This window comes from Aestuariimicrobium sp. p3-SID1156 (assembly GCF_025144225.1).
Lineage (GTDB): Bacteria > Actinomycetota > Actinomycetes > Propionibacteriales > Propionibacteriaceae > Aestuariimicrobium.
The window spans coordinates 535602-551017 of sequence record NZ_JALXXB010000001.1 but is presented as its reverse complement, the minus strand read 5'-3'; the positions used below and the strand labels follow the sequence as shown (position 1 = coordinate 551017).

Below are 15416 nucleotides of genomic sequence, written 5' to 3'. Positions count from 1 at the left end.
CGATGGGTCAGGCGATGACGATGAAGCGGTCGAGGTGACCGTGCGGGTGGAGGCGGAGTTCAGCGCCGGCTGAGCACCAGCCCCAGGATTCGCGCCCGCACGGCGCCGAGCAGGTCCAGGGAGTCCTTGAGGTCCTCCTTGTCGACCCTGCCCTCGCCGACGACCATCAGGACGCCACCGGTCTGCGCGGCCAGGATCGCCGCATCGCTGCCGTCGTCGACGGGGGCGGAGTTCACCACCACCGCGTCGAAATCCGCGGAGTGCTCGCGCAATGCCTCGAGCAGGCGTCCTGAGGCGAGGAGCTCTGCGGGGTTCGGCGGGAGCTTGCCGGCCGGCACCAGCGCAGGCATTCCGTTCGTCGCGGGACGCACTGCCTCGGCAAAGGCGACCTGCCGGGACAGCACCTCGGACAGACCGACGCCCTGGGCGTCCTGGCTGAGCGAGCCCTGGCGCAGGTCGGCGTCGACCAGCAGGACGCGGCCGGGGTGCTGTGACTCCAGCCCCTTCGCCAGTCCCAGGGCGGTGGTGGCCGGGTTCTCCCGGCGATGGGTGGAGGTGACCAGCACCATTGGCGCGGCGCGATCATCCAGGTAGGGCATGGCCAGCGCGAGGGCCTCGGCGTCCCCGGCGTCGCGAACCCGGCCCACGACCGAACTGTCGCTGATCTCGGCAACATCGTCGGCGCTGCGAACCTTGCGGTCGAGGATGGCGCGGGCCAGGATCCAGGCCAGGGCAACGAAGGTGGCAACGACCAGCCCCTTGAGCACGTCACCCAGCAGCGAACTGCCCGGGCCGGTGGGGGCCACCACGATGTCCTGGGAGACGATCTTGACTCGCTGGTTGCCGTCGTACTTGTCGGAGGTCTTGTTGACGTAGGCGTTGAGATGCGTGCCAGCAGCCTCCACGATCTGGCGGGCCTGCTGCTCATCGGTCCCCACCCAGGTGAGGGTCGAGATGAGGTTCTTGTCGGGCATCAGGACCCTGAGGTTGGCCGCCAGGTCTTCCGGCTTGGGGGCCCCTTCCCCGAGATCCGACGAGACCGGAACCGTGATGAGCGGCGTGGTGACCAGGGCTGAGTAGGAACCGGCCAGACTGGTCGCGTAGATGCGCCCCTCGGCGGGATCGGCCACCTTGTCGACCCCCGCCACCGAGTACACCATGGTGTTGGTCGCCTTGTAGGTCGGCCCACTGCTGAGCAGTACGGCCGCCGCGACCCCGAGCAGGGCGCCGAGCAGCGCTCCCTGCCACCAGTAGCGACGCACGGCGCGAAGAATCTGGTCCAGTTTCATGGGCGATAGACTATCGGCGTGCAGCGACCGCGTGTGGTGTGGATCACCTCGACCTTCCCCGGCGGCAGCGGTGAGCAGTTCATCGGCCCCGAGACCGCTTTCTGGGACGCCGCCGACGTGACCCTGCTGCCGGTCGAGTACGGCCCCTCCGGCCCGCAGCGCCCCATCCCCGAGAACTTCTCGGTTGACTTCCGGCTCGCGGACGCCTGGAGCTCGCGCTCCGCCAAGGCCCTCGCCAGCGTTCGCGCCGCCGCCCATCCCCTCCTCGTCCGAGAGCTGGCCGACCTCCGCCGCCGTGGCAAGCTCACCCCCGCCAGGGCCACCATGGCCTTCAAAGCCATGGTGCAGGCGCTGATGACCCGCGATGCCGTGGCCGCTCTTGGCCCGGTGGACGTCGTCTACACCTACTGGCTCAAGCCCATGACGGTGGGCGCCGTGATGGCGGGCGTCGCCCCGGTGGTCAGCCGCGCCCACGCCGCCGACCTCTACGAAGAGGGTCGACCCGCCTCCTACAACCCCCTGGTGCGCACCGGGCTCTCGGGTCTGGACACCCTCTTCAGCATCTCCGAGGGGGGCATGGACTACCTGCGCGAACGCTACGGATTCCGCGACGACCAGCTCTCGCTGGCCCGCCTCGGGGTCGACATGCCGCCGCGGGACACAGACCCCTGGGCCCCCTCCCAGACCCTGCGCCTGGTCACCATCAGCACCCTGGTGCCGAAGAAGCGGGTCGACCTGGCCGCGCGAGGCATCGCCGAGTACGCCCGACGCCACCCCGAGCAGCAGGTGGACTGGACCCATCTTGGCGACGGGCCGCTGCGTGCCCAGGTCGAGACCGTCATCGCCGAGGTCATGCCCAGCACTGTGAAGGTCGAGTTCCGCGGCATGGTGCCGCATGCCGAACTGCTGGAGACACTCTCCACGCAACCTTTCGACCTGATGCTGAACACCAGTGACAACGAGGGCGTGCCGGTTTCGATCATGGAGGCCGCCGTGCGCGGGCTGCCCTGCCTGGCCACCGACGTCGGCGCCACTCGCGAGGCCATCGTCCCCGGATCGGGCTTCCTGCTGCCCGTCGACCTCACCCCTGCCCACCTCGCCGATGCCCTGGACCGACAGGTCGACCCGGCCCGCGACCCCCAGGTGCGCCAGGCCGCCAATGAGCTCGTCCGGGAGCGCTTCGATGCGCAACGCAATTACCGCACCTTCGTCGACGACGTGCTGGGTTCGATCGCATGAGGCGTCTGGCGCACCTGCTGCTCCTCGTGCTCCCCTTCGCAACCAGCCTTGGTCCGCTGGGATCGATCGCGGGGCTGTCGGTGGTGCGTCTGGTCTCGGCGGGCCTGGTGGCCGTGGCGCTCGTCAGCCTCCCCCGGACGCTGCCCCGCGCCGCCGTCTGGCTGGGGCTCATCGCGGCCATCTGGTTGGGTTGGGGAATGGCCCTGGTCCGCTCCCCCGAGGGCGTCAAGGAGCTGCTCGGCGTTGCCCTGATGATGTTCGCGATGATCGCAGTGATGCTGCTGGTGCGTGACCGCTCGCTGTTGCGCACCTTCATCTGGGGGTGGGTCCTGGCCTGGTTCGCGGTGGCGATCCCCGCCGTCGGGGAGATCGCGACCGGCAAGCACCTGCCGAACTACCGTCTGGACGCCACCCCTGACATCCGCAACCGCGCCACCGACATCGCCAGCTACATGGGCCAGCCCAACCTCTTCGCCTGGTTCCTGGTCGTGGCAGTCTCGATGATGGCGATCGGCTGGTTCCTCGAGCAGGGGTGGAAACGCTGGCTGCTCACCGCCCTGCTGCTGGCCTCCCCCGTGCTTGCCTGGCCCTCGAACTCGCGCCTCAACGTCGCCTTCATGGCCTTGGTGCTGGCGGCCTGGGTGATGATGGTGACCCGCTCACGACTGCTCCTCGCCCTGGGCAGCGCCGGCGCCCTGGCCCTGGTCGGCTGGTTGGCGATCCAGCCGTCGGGCCCCACCTCCCACGGTGACCTGGTTCGTGGACGCCTGTACCAGGACGCCTTCTACTTCTTCTGGCGCTCCTTCGGGCTGGGCGTCGGCCCGGCCGGCTTCACCGAGAAGATGCAGCACAACGAGGGGCCGATGTTCACCTTCGGTGCCGTCAACCCCCACTCGGGAGTATTGGAGATCCTCAGCCAGTACGGCCTGTTCGTCTCCCTGCTCGTCTTCGGGCTCTGGCTCGCGGTGGTGGTGCGGATGGCACCCAGCATCTGGCGGCAGTGGCCCGACCGCGCCGAGACCGCGATGAGACAGGGCCTGCTGCTGATGGTGCTGACCGTGCCGCTGCTCAGCTTCGCGAACTCCACCTGGTTGAAGTCCTCGGTGGCGCCCGCTCAGATGATCGGCATCGCGCTGCTCTTCCAGACGATCATGGTCACCAGCCGAAGCCCTCGACCCACCAAGCCCCGACAACTCCTGGAGGCCTTCCGATGAGCCCGAAGATCGCCCACCTGACCACGGTGCACAAGCCGCGCGACAACCGCATCTTCAACAAGGAGTGCACTGCCCTGGCTGCGAGCGGTTTCGACATCACCCTCATCGCCCGGGGCGCCGGTTCCGAGGACGTCAACGGGGTGCACCAGCACGAGCTCCCCGAGACCCGCGGGCGCCTGCAGCGCCTGGTCGGTGGCGGGTGGAATGCCTGGCGGGCGCTGAACTCCGTGCGTCCGAAGTCAGTGCACGTGCACGACCCCGAGCTGATCCCGCTGGCGCTGGTCTGGTGCCGGTTGAACAAGGCCGGGTTCATCTACGACTCCCATGAGGACCTGATCGGCCAGATCGACGGCAAGGACTACCTGTCCGGCCCGGCGCGCGTCCTTGCCCGCCTCTATGCCCGTGCACTGATGGCGATCGTGGACCGGTTCGCGGACGCCGTGGTCGCCGCCACCCCGGTCATTGCGCGCAGGTTCCGTCGCCAGCAGGCCCATGTCGTGCGCAACTACCCCTGGCTCAAGGACTTCCCGAAAGTCAAGCAGCGTGACGAGGTGCCGGGTCGTGTGGTCTACATCGGCGGCATCACCGAGACCCGCCAGGTGGACTCAATGCTCGGCACCATCGCCGCCGTACCCGAGTCCTCCATGGTGCTGGCCGGCCCAACCGATGCCTTCGCCGAGAAGGTGATCGCCGACATCACCGCCGAGGGGCGCATCGACTACATCGGGCCGGTCCCCCCGACCCGAATCCCGGAGATCCTGGCCTCTGGCGCGGTCGGCTTCGTCTTCCTGCAGCCGCTGCCCAACTACCGCGAGTCCCTGCCCACGAAGCTGTTCGAGTACATGGCCGCCGGGATTCCCTTCGTCGCCTCCGACTTCCCCTACTTCCAGGAGCTGCTGGAGGAGTACCAGGCCGGCCTGTTCGTCGACACCACCTCGGTGGACGCCCCGGCTGAGGCATTGCGCACCCTGCTCGCCGACGACCAGTTGCGTGCCGAGATGGGCGAAAGGGGACGCCGGGCCATCGAAGAGGTGTTCAACTTCGAGGCCGACGTCCCCCAGCTGGTCGAGGCGACGAACCAGTCGCTCAGATCTTGTCGATGAGCCCCATGAGGACGCCCTGGGCGAAGTAGACCAGGAAGGCCGCTGCCACGCCCCACATCAGTGGGTGGACCTGCTTCGCCTTGCCCACCAGCAGCTTGATGAGCACGTAGATGACGAAGCCGGCGCCGATACCGGTGGTGATCGAGTAGGCGAAGGGCATCAGGATGATGGTGAGGAAGGCAGGGACGCCGACCTCGACATCGCTCCAGTCGACGTTGGTGACCTGGGACATCATCAGGAAGCCGACGAAGGCCAGCACCGGGGCGGCGGCCTCGGCGGGCACCATGCTCACCACCGGGGCCAGGATGATGCTGGCCAGGAAGGCCAGTCCGGTCACCACGGAGGCGAAACCGGTGCGGGCACCCTCGGCGACGCCAGCGGTGGACTCGACGTAGGAGGTGTTGGAGGACACCGACCCCAGGCCGCCGGCGACCGCTCCCAGGGAATCGACCAGCAGGATCTCGCGCAGGTGCGGCGGGTTGCCCTCCTCATCGAGCAGGTCGGCCTCGGCACCCACGGCCACGACCGTGCCCATGGTGTCGAAGAAGTCGGCCAGCAGCAGGGAGAAGACGATCAGCACCAGGCCCAGCACGTAGCCGGGCCGGAAGACGCCATCGGGGGCGAAGGCCCCGAACAGGTCGATACGGCCCAGCAGCCCCAGATCGGGGGTGGCGAAGTCGGACCACTTCGGCAGGGCCGGGCCATTGGGTGACCAGCCGGTGGGATTCTTGTCGCCGAGGCGGACGCCGATGTGCAGCGTGTTCTCCAGGATGACGGCTGCAACGGAAGCCACCACCATCGAGATCAACATGGCGCCGGGCACCTTCCGCGCCCACAGGATGATCAGCAGGATGAAGGCCAGGATGCAGACCGCCAGCGGCCAGCCCATCAGGCTGCCACCGATACCCAGCTGCAGCGGGGTGCCGCTGCCCTGCCGGACCACACCAGCCGAGACCATGCCCACCAGGGTGACGAACAGGCCGATGCCGACCGAAATCGCCGAGCGGAGCGCACCGGGCACAGCCCTGAAGATGGCCTCGCGGACACCGGTCAGGACCAGCAGGGTGACCAGGATGCCCTCCCACACGACCAGGCCCATCGCCTGCGGCCAAGTCATCTGGGGGGCCAGCACGAAGGCCAGCAGGGCGTTGAGGCCAAGACCGGTGGCGAGCGCGAGCGGGAAGCGTCCCCACACACCCATCAGGATCGTCATCAGGCCGGCGATCAACGCGGTGGCTGCTGCGACCATCAGCTTGGACTGGGTGACGTTGCCGTCGTTGAGGACGGTCATCGCCGCGTCGGAGAACTTGGGCTTACCGGTGACCAGGTTGCCGTTCTTGTCGGCGGCGGTCCCGATGATGAGGGGGTTCAGCGCGATGATGTAGGCCATCGTGAAGAAGGTGACGAGGCCGCCACGGACCTCGCGTCCCATGGTGGACCCGCGCTGGGTGATGTCAAAGAACCTGTCGAGTGCTGTCGTCGTCACCCGGACATCGTAGAGGGATCAGTCGAAGAGGATCTGATCGGTCTCGATGGTGTTGAAGACGGGCTCGGGCAGTTCGATGCCCCGCTCCTCGGCAGCGACGTCGGAGTGACCGCCACAGCCGTGGTCGAGGCTCACCGCACGACCGTCGGAGGGGCTGAACTCGTTGGTACAGACACCGAACGACATGCCCAGGCTCCCCTGCAGGCGGGCGAAATAGCCACAGGTTGCGCAGGGCGCAGGGGCCTGGTGGGCCAGTGCGGTGTCGGGCCCGCCCTCCCCCTCGAGCCAGCGCTCGATGGCGAGGTCGCGACCGAAGCGGGTGAGGACGCGTTCGCGGCCGAGCCCCAGTTCCGAGACGACGGCGCGAGTCATCGCCCACTCGGCCGGTTCGGCGTCCGCGGCCAACTCGCCGCCGGTGAAGCCGGGTTCGAGGCGGGGGTCATTGTCCTCAGTCGGCATCAGCATGCCGGGGGCGATGTCACCGGCCTGGACGCGGTTCTCCCACGGAATCCAGCTCGGTGCCACCAACGAACCCTCGCCCGGGAGCAGTTCGACCTCGTTGACGGTCGCGACGCGTCCACGGACGGCACGGGCCATGGACACGGCCCAACGCCACCCCCGGTAACCGGGGTGCTCACAGGCGAACAGATGGGTGACGCAGCGGTCGTCGTCGGCGACCACGCCGAGGTGCTCCCCGACGCCGAAATCCTTGGCGTACGACTCCGCGGCACTGCGGGCCTGGTCGACGGCCTGAGCGGTGACGGTGTCCAGCTTCACTCTCGCCCCGGTTCTCGTAGGCATCAGAGTTCCAGCTCGTCGGCGACGGCACGCAACACCGAGGCGACCTTCTGGGCCTGGCGCGAGTCGGGGTGGCGCCCGTGGCGGTAGCCATTGCCGATGCCATCGAGCAGCTTGATCAGGTCCTCCACGACCACGGCCATCTGCTCGGGCTTGCGGCGGGAGGCCTTGGACAGCGAGGGCGGGGCCTCCAACAGTTCCACCGAGAGCGCCTGCTCCCCGCGGCGCCCCTCGATGACGCCGAACTCGACCTTCTGGCCGGCCTTGAGGGCGGTCACCCCTGCGGGCAGCACCGTGGAACGGACGTAGACGTCGCCACCGCCCTCCTTGGTGATGAAGCCAAATCCCTTGTCAGCGTCGTAGAAACGCACCTTGCCGATCGGCACGTCGATTACCTCTGTCTCTGGTGGTCAGGAGAGGCCAAGTCTACTGGGTGACCCCAACCGGCTCCACCCAGTGGTGGTGCAGCTTCGAGGCCGCCGCGCGGTCGACCACGACCCAGGCATCGGGGTGGAACTGCAGGATGCTGGCCGGGCACATCGCCGTCACCGGACCCTCGCAGGCTGCGGCGATCGCATCGGCCTTGTTCTCCCCCATGGCGACCAGGACGAGGTGGCGGGCGTCCATGATCGTTCCCAGCCCCTGGGTGACGCAGTGGGTGGGGACATCCCTGTCCCCGAAGAAGCGCTGGTTGTCCTCGCGGGTCTGCTCAGTGAGGCGCTGCAGGTGGGTCCTGCCCCCGAAGGAGGATCCGGGTTCGTTGAAGCCCAGGTGACCATTGGCGCCGATGCCCAGGATCTGCACGTCCACACCGCCGGCGACGCGGATCGCCTCCTCGTAGTCACGGCAGCCCTGATCGAGGTCCTCGCCGATGCCGCGGGGCACGTGCACCCGCGCCGGGTCGAGATGGAGGGGTTCGGTGACGGTCTGGCGGATCGTGTCGGCATAGCTGTTCGGATCGTTCGGCTCGAGCCCGATGTACTCATCGAGGGCGAAGCAGGACAGGTTCGACAGGTCCACCTCGCCGGCGCCCACGGCACGGGCGAGCTCGTGGTAGAGGTCCAGGGGCGAACTGCCGGTGGCGACACCCAGCACCGGCTGGCTGGTGCGGCGGAGGATCTCCATGACCCTGCGCGCCGCCGTGCGTCCGACCTCAGCCGGATCCTTGCAAATGATCACGTCCACCGATCCACCGTCCCACGGAATCGGCCTGACTGCAGCGAAACGCTCACCGGGAGCGGCGGACTACAGTGGTGGTCATGGTTTCGTGGAGTGACGGGGTCGAGTACGCACCGACCGAGCGTCCTGATGGCTTCGCCATGCCGCGCACCAGCCCCCTCGAACTCCCCGCCAAGGCGCTCTCCCCCGCCGACGGGCACCCAGACGCCGCCCCATCGACCTACCACGACGCCCCCGGCCGCCGTCCGTTGGAAACGCTGGTTCCCTCCTCCGGCCCTCGGCGCGACCCCCATGCAGCCTTCTCCGCCGGTCCCCCGGACGGCTTCGCGAGTTCCTCCTTCGACCCCCGCGCCCCGATGGCGACCACCGCCGTCCTCGACGCCCCCGTGTTCGAACCCGAACCACTCCAGTGGGAGCCCGAGCCGGCCCCCGCCGAACCGCGACTGGGCGTGCCTGCCGCAGAGATCGCGAACGCCGTCGGCGTCCCCCTGCTCGTCTGTCTGGCCGTCGGCACTGCGCTGTGGATGCTCGCCTTCCCGCTGCTGGTTCTCGGGCTGGTGCTTGTCATCAGCCAACCCGAACGCCCCCTCTCGCCGCGCCTGCGCGCTGCCCTGGCGGTGGCTTCCGCCAGTGCGCTCGTCCTCGGTTTCCTGGTCAACGTGATGGACGACAGCCTCTACTCGATGGGCCGCTACAGCCAGCTCGGTTGTCTGGTCTGCCTGGGTCTGGGGCTGTGGTGGGGCTGGCGGCAGCTGGTCCCCCAACGATGAGGAGCCTGGCCGACGCGATCCGCGCCATGGACGAGAACCAGCTCGTCACCCTCATGCGGGAGCGTCCGGACCTCGCACAGCCCCGGCCCAGCTCACTGTCGGACCTGGTCGAGCGCGCCTCCTCGCCCTCGTCGACCGCCCAGGCCATGGAGCGCCTGGACCGTTGGCTGCGGCGAGTGGCCGAGGGCCTGGCCGCCGCGCATGAGCCGGTGAGCCCGCGGCATCTGGCCGCGATGCTGGACGCCGACAGGGGGGCGGTCGAGGCAGCCCTGCGCGTGCTCGAACGCCGTGCGCTGGTCTGGGGCACGGGGAAGTCGCTCCAGCTGACCCGCGCGGCCGCAGCCGCCTTCGGCCCCTTCCCCGCTGGTCTGGCCGCCCCCTCCCCCCTGCCACTGACGGACGCCGACGTCACCGCAGCGCTGACGGACCTCACCCCCGAACAGCGCGCCCTGCTGGACCCGCTGGTCTGGCACCCCCGGGGACGGCTGCGCACCCCCGTGCGGGGCGCTCCGGCCGAAGCGCTGTTGAATGCGCGGATCCTGCGCCGCCACGACGAGGAGAGCGTGGTGCTGGCCCGCGAGGTGGCGCTGCACCTGCGCGGCGGACGTTTCTTCGCCGATGCGGTCCCCTCCCAGCCCCCGGGGTTTCCCCCCGCCGCTGAACCCGGCAGGCTGCTCGAGCAGGCGGCCCTGGGCACCGCCGTCGAGGCCCTGTCACTGGTCACCGACCTGGTCGAGCAGGTGATCAGCCTGGCGCCCCGCGTCCTCAGCACCGGCGGCGTGGGGCGTCGTGACCTCAAGGTGCTCGCGGGTGATCGTCCGGTGGCCGCGGTGGAGTTCGCCTTTCGCCTCGCGCTGCAGGCCGGTCTGGTCGCTGCCCACGGGCCGACCTGGCTGGCCACCCCCCAGTTCGATCGATGGGACGCCCTGGCCGGGTGGGGGCAATGGCGGGCGCTGGCCCGTGCCTGGACCAGAGGCGCGCAACGCATCGACCGTGCGGTGATGGCCGAGCTGCACCAGGCTCCCACCGGCACGCCGATCGACACCCACCTGCTGGCAGCCCGCGTCCTGTGGCGTTACCCGACCTGGCCGGAGGAAGCGGTCCAGGAGGCCACGACGGCGGTGGTGCGGGATGCCGAAGTTCTCGGCGTCGTCGCGATGGGAAGGGTCAGCGAGCTGTCGCACACCGCCGAGGACCCCGGATTCCCAGCCGCGGGGCACCAGTTCGTCCTGCAGTCCGACCTGACTGCGGTCCTGCCCGGTCCACTGCAGACCGACGTGCGACGGCGGCTCGACCTGGTGACCGCCAGGGAGGGAAGTACTCGTCGGTTCACCGCTGCCAGCGTCCGTCGCGGTCTGGACTCGGGGCTCACCGCGCAGTCCCTGGTCCAGTGGCTGGAGGACCACTCCCTCACTCCCGTACCCCAACCACTGGCCTACCTGGTGGCCGATGTCGCGCGCCGGCATGGTCAACTCCGCGTCATGCCGGCCGCTTCGGTGGTCACTGTGGAGGATCCAGCCATCCTGGAGTCACTCCTGCGTTCGCCAGAAGCGAAAATCCTCGGTCTGCGCCGGGTCGGGCCGCAGGCGATCGCGGCGCAGGGGGATGTCGAGGAGGTCGTTGACCTGTTGCGCAGCATGGGGCACGCGCCGGTGCCGACCAATGAGTCCGGCGAGCCATTGCAGGCACCCGTTCCTCGCCGCGCGACGCGTGCGACTGCTCCCCACCGGGAGCCGGAACCCCCGACCCGGGACCAGCTCACGCTGCTGGCACGGGCGCTGCTGACCCAGACCCAGCCCGACCAGGAGGAGGACGTCGTCGACCTGCTCGGGCGCGCCCTGGAGAGCGGGGAGTGGACCGAACTCACCCACGTCGACGCTCGTGGCGTGGCAACAACCGACGTGGTGCGAGTGCTGGGCGTCCAGGGCGGACAGGCCCGCGTGGTGCGCAGGGCGTCGGCACCCACCACCGTGCCGGTCGCACGCGTCGTGCAGGCACGTATCATTGGTGCGTGCAGCCCCATGTGATCCGACGCCTCGCCGTGACCGGCGTGTGTCTTGTCGTGGGGCTGGGGCTGTATCTGAGGCCCGACCGAACGACACCGACAGGGCTTGACGAACCGGTGCCGGTGGCCTCGTCTCCTGGCGTGTCGGTGCCCCCCACGTCCCCGGAAAAGGCGCACCCAAGCTCCACCGCCTCGCCTCTGCCGGGCAAGGACCGCAGCCTGCCGACGCCGGTGCGCGGACTGCGGCTGGTGTCGAACACGGCCTCGCACTACCTGATCGGCTGGAACCGCAGCCACGACGCTGCAGGCATCCAGCACTATGTGGTGCTCGTGGACGGCTACCTGACCGGCACCGTCAAGGACCCGTGGATCACGCTGACCTGGCCGGCATCGACGGCGAACATCCTGATCCAGGTGGCGGCTGTGGACGGGAACGGCAACCAGGGCGAATGGCGGGCCATCGTGGTGATTCCTCCGCCGCTGGCGGTCGCCCCCCCTGCCAAGCCGGCCACCCCCACCCCCGGGCCAACGCCACCCGCGACTCCGCAGCCCACGCCGACGCCGACGCCAACGCAGCCCACCACAACCGTCGTGCTGCCCCAGCCCTCCCCGGACGGCTCTGCTCCGGCGCCCACCCAGTCCAGCACCGCACCGACTTCCACGGTCACCACGCCGAGCCAGACTCCGTCGCCCTCGGTGACACCCTCGACCCTGGCGCCCTCAAGCTCGGCGGCGCCCAGCTCATCCAGCGCCTCGCCCACCTCCGAGACCCCCACCCCATCCCCCTCAGAGACCCTGTGCCCCAGTGAGCCCGCCGAGACGGTGACCGCCACCGGCACCCCCGCGCCGTCGGACCCCAGCGATTCCCCACTGCCCCCAAGCGAACCGGCCCCCACCTGTTGATGAATCCCACCGCACCACTGATCGTCCAGTCCGACCGCACCCTGCTGCTGGAGGTGGACCATCCGGACGCGGAGGCCTGCCGCATTGCCATCGCGCCCTTCGCCGAGCTGGAACGTGCCCCTGAGCACGTGCACAGCTACCGGATCACGCCCCTGGGGTTGTGGAACGCCCGGGCGGCAGGGCACGACGCCGAGCAGGTGGTGGATGCCCTGTTGACCTGGTCGCGCTACCCGGTCGCGAGTTCGCTGTTGGTCGACATCACCGAGACCATGGGACGCTACGGGCGCCTGCGCATCGAGAAGCACCCCACCCACGGGCTGGTCATGGTGTCCTCTGACCGCGCCGTGCTCACCGAAGTGCTGCGTTCGCGCAAGCTGAAGGGCCTTGTCGGGGGGCGGATCGACGACGAGACCGTCGTCGTGCACCCCTCGGAACGGGGCTCGGTCAAGCAGGCGCTGTTGGGGTTGGGCTGGCCGGCAGAGGACCTGGCCGGTTTCGTCAACGGCGAAGCCCACGCCATCGAGCTGGACGCCAGTGGCGGCTGGCAGCTGCGTCCCTATCAAAAGCTTGCGGCGGACTCGTTCTGGCACGGCGGCTCGGGAGTCGTGGTGCTGCCCTGTGGGGCTGGCAAGACGATCGTGGGGGCAGCGTCCATGGCGCTGGCCGGGGCGACGACTCTGATCCTGGTCACCAACACCGTATCGGCGCGGCAGTGGCGCGATGAGCTGCTCCGTCGCACCACCTTGACCGAGGACGAGATCGGTGAGTATTCCGGGGCGAAGAAGGAGATCCGTCCGGTGACGATCGCCACATACCAGGTGATCACCACCAAGCGCGGCGGGGTGCATCCGCACCTGGAGTTGTTCAATGCGCGGGACTGGGGGCTGGTGATCTACGACGAAGTGCACCTGCTGCCTGCCCCGGTTTTCCGGATGACCGCCGACCTGCAGGCGCGTCGTCGACTGGGCCTCACCGCCACGCTGGTGCGCGAGGACGGTCGAGAAGGCGACGTGTTCAGCCTGATCGGGCCCAAGCGTTACGACGCGCCCTGGAAGGAGATCGAGGCCCAGGGTTGGATCGCGCCCGCTGATTGCGTGGAAGTGCGGGTCAGCCTGACCGAGGACGAGCGGCTCGCGCAGGCCATGGCAGAGCCCGATGTGCGCTACCGGTTGGCGTCCACCGCGGAGTCTAAGACCCGAGTGGTGCTGGAACTGGCCGAGAAGCACCGCGACCAGCCCACGCTGGTGATCGGGCAGTATGTGGACCAGCTCGAGGACCTGGCTGCGCGGTTGGACGCGCCGCTGATCACCGGTTCGACCACCACCCGTCAACGCGAGAAGCTCTACCAGCAATTTCGCGATGGGGAGATCACGCGCCTGGTGGTCTCCAAGGTGGCCAATTTCTCGGTGGACCTGCCCAGCGCCGAGGTGGCGATCCAGGTCTCGGGCGCCTTCGGATCGCGCCAGGAGGAGGCCCAGCGGCTCGGGCGATTGCTGCGACCCAAGGATGGGCTGGTGGCGCGTTTCTACGCTGTGGTGGCACGTGACACGGTGGACGCCGATTTCGCCCAGCATCGCCAGCGATTCCTGGCGGAGCAGGGATACGCGTACCGCATCATTGACGCCGAGGAGATCGACAGCCTGTGAAGTACACCTGCCCCTGCGGACGCGAGACCTATTCCCTGATCCGTGGTGAATCGGGGTGGTTCGCGGCGCTGTGGATGACGCTGGCCGTCGTCTGGTACGGCGCAGCCCTGGGGCTTGTTGTCGTCGGCTGGTGGTCGGCTGCGCTGGTGATGGTGGGGTTGAGCACGCTGCTGGCCCTGATCGCGCCGGCGGTGAACGGCCACCGCGAGGTCTTCGCGCACCTGTGATGGGCTGATGGGTGCGCGTCCCGCAGCTCGCCTCCCCTCTCCCCCTGTGGCCATTGAGACGAAGCGTGATCGGCCCCGACAGGTGTTGTCCGTGTGACCTCAGGTGTTGTCCGTTGTCGCTGGTGTGCCGGTTTTGTCGGAGCTCGCGTCTAGTATCGATAGTGAGTTCGATATGGATTCATTCCTGCTAGCCGACAGGAGAAACCCGATGAACCACCCCGACCGGACCCGCGATCTACGCGCCACGCGGTTGTTCGCGCTCGCCGAGTTCAAAGATGCTGAGCAACGCAAACGACAAGCCGAAGCCGAACAGTTCACCCTCGCCGCCCACTGGGCCGACCTGAACAACACCCTCACCACCAGCGACGCCCCCACCGTCGATGGGGAGGAGCGGCTGGTGCAGTGGGGAGGCGACGGCACCCCACTGGTGGCGGAGTTCTGCAGCCTCGAACTCTCCGCCACCATGGACCTGAAGGAGACCGAGGCCAGGTTTCTGATCGCCGACGCCCTCACCGTCCGACACCGCCTCCCCAGCTTGTGGGAGGCCATCATCACCGGCCGCTGGCGAGTCTGGCGTGCCCGCGAGGCCGCCCACCTCACGCGCAAACTCTCCTACACCGACTCCCTCATCCTCGACTCCGACATCGCACCGCTGCTCGACACCGTCCACCCCGACCGGATCAAGAAGTTCATCAAGGCGCGGGTCCTCGAGATGTTGGATGAGCACGAGACCGATGCTCGCACCCAGGCCCGCCGGCAGCGCCGCGTCGACCTTCACCCCGACCACCACGATCTCACCAGCGTCAGCTCATCACTGGACGCCGGCGACGCCCTCCAACTCGACGCCACCCTCAACAAGCTCGCCGACATCCTGGCACGCCAAGGATCCGCCGACTCTCGGGATGTGCGACGCTCGGTCGCGTTGGGCATCCTGGCCAACCCCGCCCGAGCCCTCACCATGCTCCAAGCCCACACCCAGGGCCTGGTCCCAGAACCCTGCCCCCAGCAGGGGCTGGCGGGCCACACCTGCGGCACGATCACCGTTGATCCTGACAAGCTGCTCCCCCGGGCCGACTTGGTCGTCCACCTCACCGACGACCACCTCGCCACTGGCAAAGGCGTGGCCCGCGCCGAGGACATCGGCCCCGTCCTCACCAGCTGGCTCACCACGCTTCTCGGGCACCGCCGCATCCGCGTCCGCCCCGTCCTGGCCCCCGACCACCTGCGTCCCGTCGATGCCTACGAGGTGCCGCGCTCCATGCGCGAATGGGTCCAGCTGCGCAACCCCGTCGAGCCCTTCCCCGGCTCCCTGCGAGCCTCCAGCCGGGGAAGCGACATGGACCACACCATCCCCTACCAAACCGGAACCCCCGGACAAACCAGACCGGAGAACCTCGCCCCGCTCAGCCGCACCGTCCACCGAGCCAAAACCCACGCCGGCTGGAAAGTCACCCACCTGGCCCCCGGAATCCTCCACTGGACCTCACCCCTGGGCCAGCAATGGCTCATCACCCCCAGCCACACCTGGACCCTCGCCGCCTGAGGGAAGGATCGGGT

Annotated in this window: 14 protein-coding genes; 9 read left to right on the top strand and 5 right to left on the bottom strand. The window is 68.9% G+C overall.

The annotated features are described in order from the left end of the window. Nucleotides 1–59 precede the first annotated feature (59 nt). Nucleotides 60–1289 carry a polysaccharide biosynthesis tyrosine autokinase gene (locus tag M3G03_RS02635; RefSeq protein WP_259807863.1) on the bottom strand — a complete coding sequence of 410 codons (1230 nt, stop codon included), beginning with the start codon at nt 1287–1289 and terminating at the stop codon, nt 60–62. A gap of 18 nt (nt 1290–1307) precedes the next feature. Between M3G03_RS02635 and M3G03_RS02630 the strand changes: the two genes are divergently transcribed. Genes M3G03_RS02630 through M3G03_RS02620 form a run of 3 tightly spaced genes read left to right on the top strand, consistent with a single transcriptional unit; the run spans nt 1308 to nt 4845 of the window. Then, entirely contained in the window at nt 1308–2528 is a 1221-nt protein-coding gene (locus tag M3G03_RS02630) for a glycosyltransferase (RefSeq protein WP_259807862.1), read from the top strand. Further along, the gene (locus M3G03_RS02625) at nt 2525–3742 is read left to right on the top strand and encodes an O-antigen ligase (RefSeq protein ID WP_259807861.1); all 1218 of its coding nucleotides are present in this window, start codon (nt 2525–2527) and stop codon (nt 3740–3742) included. Before M3G03_RS02630 ends, M3G03_RS02625 begins: the two co-directional genes overlap by 4 nt. Further along, entirely contained in the window at nt 3739–4845 is a 1107-nt protein-coding gene (locus M3G03_RS02620; RefSeq protein ID WP_259807860.1) for a glycosyltransferase family 4 protein, read from the top strand. Before M3G03_RS02625 ends, M3G03_RS02620 begins: the two co-directional genes overlap by 4 nt. Here the strand turns inward: M3G03_RS02620 and M3G03_RS02615 are convergent. From M3G03_RS02615 to nagB, 4 genes are all read right to left on the bottom strand, one after another. Continuing rightward, on the bottom strand, nt 4829–6277 hold the full coding sequence (locus M3G03_RS02615; protein ID WP_259807919.1) for an NCS2 family permease: 1449 nt from the start codon (nt 6275–6277) through the stop codon (nt 4829–4831). The two genes, M3G03_RS02620 and M3G03_RS02615, sit on opposite strands and share 17 nt — an antisense overlap. 72 nt (nt 6278–6349) lie before the next feature. Next, nucleotides 6350–7132, bottom strand: a complete 783-nt coding sequence (locus M3G03_RS02610; protein ID WP_259807859.1) for a DUF3027 domain-containing protein — start codon at nt 7130–7132, stop codon at nt 6350–6352. Further along, entirely contained in the window at nt 7132–7515 is a 384-nt protein-coding gene (locus M3G03_RS02605; RefSeq protein ID WP_259807858.1) for a cold-shock protein, read from the bottom strand. Before M3G03_RS02605 ends, M3G03_RS02610 begins: the two co-directional genes overlap by 1 nt. Nucleotides 7516–7555: 40 nt before the next feature. Further along, nucleotides 7556–8314 carry a glucosamine-6-phosphate deaminase gene (nagB, locus tag M3G03_RS02600; RefSeq protein ID WP_259807857.1) on the bottom strand — a complete coding sequence of 253 codons (759 nt, stop codon included), beginning with the start codon at nt 8312–8314 and terminating at the stop codon, nt 7556–7558. 74 nt (nt 8315–8388) lie between these two features. Here nagB and M3G03_RS02595 point away from each other — a divergent pair, with 74 nt between their 5' ends. The 6 genes from M3G03_RS02595 to M3G03_RS02570 all read left to right on the top strand — a co-directional run bounded on the left by M3G03_RS02595 (nt 8389) and on the right by M3G03_RS02570 (nt 15402). Beyond that, nucleotides 8389–9078, top strand: coding sequence for a hypothetical protein (locus M3G03_RS02595; RefSeq protein WP_259807856.1), 690 nt, complete (start codon nt 8389–8391; stop codon nt 9076–9078). Beyond that, a complete protein-coding gene (locus M3G03_RS02590) occupies nt 9075–11105 on the top strand; it encodes a helicase-associated domain-containing protein (RefSeq protein WP_259807855.1) in 2031 nt (676 codons plus the stop codon). Before M3G03_RS02595 ends, M3G03_RS02590 begins: the two co-directional genes overlap by 4 nt. 119 nt (nt 11106–11224) lie before the next feature. Further along, nucleotides 11225–11986 (top strand): hypothetical protein, encoded by a 762-nt coding sequence (locus M3G03_RS02585; RefSeq protein ID WP_259807854.1) that lies wholly within the window; start codon nt 11225–11227, stop codon nt 11984–11986. Then, the gene (locus tag M3G03_RS02580) at nt 11986–13632 is read left to right on the top strand and encodes a DNA repair helicase XPB (RefSeq protein WP_259807853.1); all 1647 of its coding nucleotides are present in this window, start codon (nt 11986–11988) and stop codon (nt 13630–13632) included. Before M3G03_RS02585 ends, M3G03_RS02580 begins: the two co-directional genes overlap by 1 nt. After that, on the top strand, nt 13629–13859 hold the full coding sequence (locus M3G03_RS02575) for a hypothetical protein (RefSeq protein WP_259807852.1): 231 nt from the start codon (nt 13629–13631) through the stop codon (nt 13857–13859). The genes M3G03_RS02580 and M3G03_RS02575 overlap by 4 nt, the downstream gene beginning before the upstream one ends. A gap of 208 nt (nt 13860–14067) precedes the next feature. Beyond that, entirely contained in the window at nt 14068–15402 is a 1335-nt protein-coding gene (locus M3G03_RS02570) for a DUF222 domain-containing protein (protein WP_259807851.1), read from the top strand. Nucleotides 15403–15416: the final 14 nt, after the last annotated feature.

Excerpts from the sequence above, each read along its gene's own strand:
- M3G03_RS02635 (WP_259807863.1), bottom strand. The coding sequence starts at position 1,289 with ATGAAACTGGACCAGATTCTTCGCGCCGTGCGTCGCTACTGGTGGCAG.
- M3G03_RS02625 (WP_259807861.1), top strand. The coding sequence starts at position 2,525 with ATGAGGCGTCTGGCGCACCTGCTGCTCCTCGTGCTCCCCTTCGCAACC.
- M3G03_RS02620 (WP_259807860.1), top strand. The coding sequence starts at position 3,739 with ATGAGCCCGAAGATCGCCCACCTGACCACGGTGCACAAGCCGCGCGAC.
- M3G03_RS02615 (WP_259807919.1), bottom strand. The coding sequence starts at position 6,277 with ATGGGACGCGAGGTCCGTGGCGGCCTCGTCACCTTCTTCACGATGGCC.
- M3G03_RS02610 (WP_259807859.1), bottom strand. The coding sequence starts at position 7,132 with ATGCCTACGAGAACCGGGGCGAGAGTGAAGCTGGACACCGTCACCGCT.
- M3G03_RS02595 (WP_259807856.1), top strand. The coding sequence starts at position 8,389 with ATGGTTTCGTGGAGTGACGGGGTCGAGTACGCACCGACCGAGCGTCCT.
- M3G03_RS02590 (WP_259807855.1), top strand. The coding sequence starts at position 9,075 with ATGAGGAGCCTGGCCGACGCGATCCGCGCCATGGACGAGAACCAGCTC.
- M3G03_RS02580 (WP_259807853.1), top strand. The coding sequence starts at position 11,986 with ATGAATCCCACCGCACCACTGATCGTCCAGTCCGACCGCACCCTGCTG.
- M3G03_RS02570 (WP_259807851.1), top strand. The coding sequence starts at position 14,068 with ATGAACCACCCCGACCGGACCCGCGATCTACGCGCCACGCGGTTGTTC.